This window comes from Methanosarcina sp. A14, assembly GCF_001729375.1.
Lineage (GTDB): Archaea > Halobacteriota > Methanosarcinia > Methanosarcinales > Methanosarcinaceae > Methanosarcina > Methanosarcina barkeri.
In genome coordinates this window covers 1-2,172 of record NZ_LZPK01000254.1, presented here as the reverse complement: position 1 = coordinate 2,172, position 2,172 = coordinate 1, and the positions used below count along the sequence as shown (strand labels likewise).

Below are 2,172 nucleotides of genomic sequence, written 5' to 3'. Positions count from 1 at the left end.
GACATCTGCGGAAAGACAGATCAATTCTAACGAAATTCAGAATAAAAAGCTGAGAAACTTTCAAATAACTACACTTACATATTATTTTTTTACAGTTAAGCTGGGTTTATAGCATAATTTCTGTTTTCAGGGGGGTGTACTTTTGATTGATGCTGATATTTCACATACAATCGCCAGGCTAGCCAAGCTAGCCGTAGTTCTTGTTGTTTTGTATGGGGCTGCTCACAGGCTCAGGTTCAATTTTACTACTCCGGCAATAATAATTATTGCTCTCTGTGGGGTAGGAGCTGTTGTTGTGGATTTTGATGGAGACGGATTAAACACTCCAAGTGAAATTCAGCATGATACCAGTATATTCGCATCTGATTCGGATTCTGACGGAATTCCTGATGGATATGAGGTCAACACACTTCATACTGATCCTGCAAACAGTGATACCGATTCCGATAAAATCTCAGACTTTGACGAGGTAAACAAGTATAAAACCAATCCATTGAGCGAAAATTCTGACGGAGACTTATACGGAGATTATCAGGAGATCTTTGAGTTTGGTACAGACCCTAATTACAGAACAGTATCAAAGCTAATAGTCAAAACTTCTCCTGTGAATGCTGATATAATCATAGACGGAGAATTTCAGGGTAATGGGCAGATATTAACAGAGTTAAAGCCCGGTACATACAAAGTGCAATACGGTAATGTAAATAATTATCATTCTCCTCAGTCCCAGTTAGTGACCTTAAAATTTGGCCAACAAATGAATATTGTTGGGAATTATGAGTCCTATTCCCCTTCAAAACTGGTGATTTCAAGTACAGTTTCCAATATGTCTGGTGTAAGCCCGGCAGTATACAGTTATTATGTAAATAACAATAAGCAGTTTTTCCAGGTGACTATTGCTAACAACGGAGAGTCGTCTGCAGAAAATGTTATTTTGTCTACCTGCATTGAAGGTGGGGATTGGGTCTCATCATCCATCAATGAGATCTCTCCAACTAAAGTGTCAAAAATAGGGGTAACCCCGAACATACCTAAAAGGGTATTTGAAAAGGCTGGCAAAGAATCAACGAAAAATTTGTATTTAAAACTTGAATACAGTTCATCAGGAACAAAACAGCCTGTTGTGGAAAGCACAGTTCCTCTCAAGGTATATGGCAAAAATGCGCTTCCATTAGCAGATACTTCCAGGTTGGCATCTGCAAATGCAGATATCTCATTAAAATCGTTTTATTCGTATTACATCGATCCACACGACCCGAATGTGAGGTGTATTACTGCAAATGCGACAATGGGTACCGATGACGATCTGGAAAAAGCCAAACTAATTTTTGATGCACTTGGTCAATACGGAGTGTATTACATATCCGATCCCAATGACCCATTAGGAACAGGTATTGATTATATCCAGACTCCGTCCGAAACCTTGTCCTTCAAAGGGGGAGATTGCGACGATCTGGCTGTACTTTATGTGTCTGCACTTGAGTCTGTAGGTGTGGATACGGCACTGATCCATATACCTGGTCATGTTTTTGTTGCATTTAAGGTGGATGGGAGCTGGAATTTAATTGAAACAACGATGATTAAAACCCCGGAGATTACTGACGGCTATGAAATCTCATATTTCGATCAGGCGACGTCCTCTGGATATGATACGTATACAGAAAATGCAAATTCAGCATTGATCGTGAAGACTGAAGAAGCCTGGGAACAAGGAATTACGTCGTGAAGGTCTCCATAAGTAGATTATTAGGAAGTATCAATAAAGTCCTCGAGGAAGTCCTGAGGAGGTCATATGAGGGTATGCTGGCATGAGTATCAAACACTGTATCAGGATCATGTAGGAAAGCTATCATTCTGAAAATCTTTCCCTCTAAATATTTGGTTGGCAAAGTGTTTTTTGGTCACTCTTACATGTTTTTATTCTAAAACTCCAATCTCACACACAAATTTGTTCTCTGGATATCATTTACTGCAAGATTGTCTACTTTACTGCAAGATTGTCTACTAAAGGTTTAAAGTAATGAGTTCCCCTCTTCAGGGGTTTTGAACAACCTCAATTAACAGCCTCAAGAAAGTTTAATTAGAAATTTAGGTTAAGTGAAATCATATAACTTAGTTAATTTTTAATATCTGTATATCTTATGTTATATTGTGTTAGGACTTACGCAGTTA

Annotated in this window: 1 protein-coding gene; it reads left to right on the top strand. The window is 38.5% G+C overall.

Annotated features, from left to right (window positions below):
• Positions 1-142: 142 nt before the first annotated feature.
• The gene (locus A9239_RS12095; protein ID WP_048155302.1) at positions 143-1,726 is read left to right on the top strand and encodes a transglutaminase-like domain-containing protein; all 1,584 of its coding nucleotides are present in this window, start codon (positions 143-145) and stop codon (positions 1,724-1,726) included.
• Positions 1,727-2,172 lie beyond the last annotated feature (446 nt).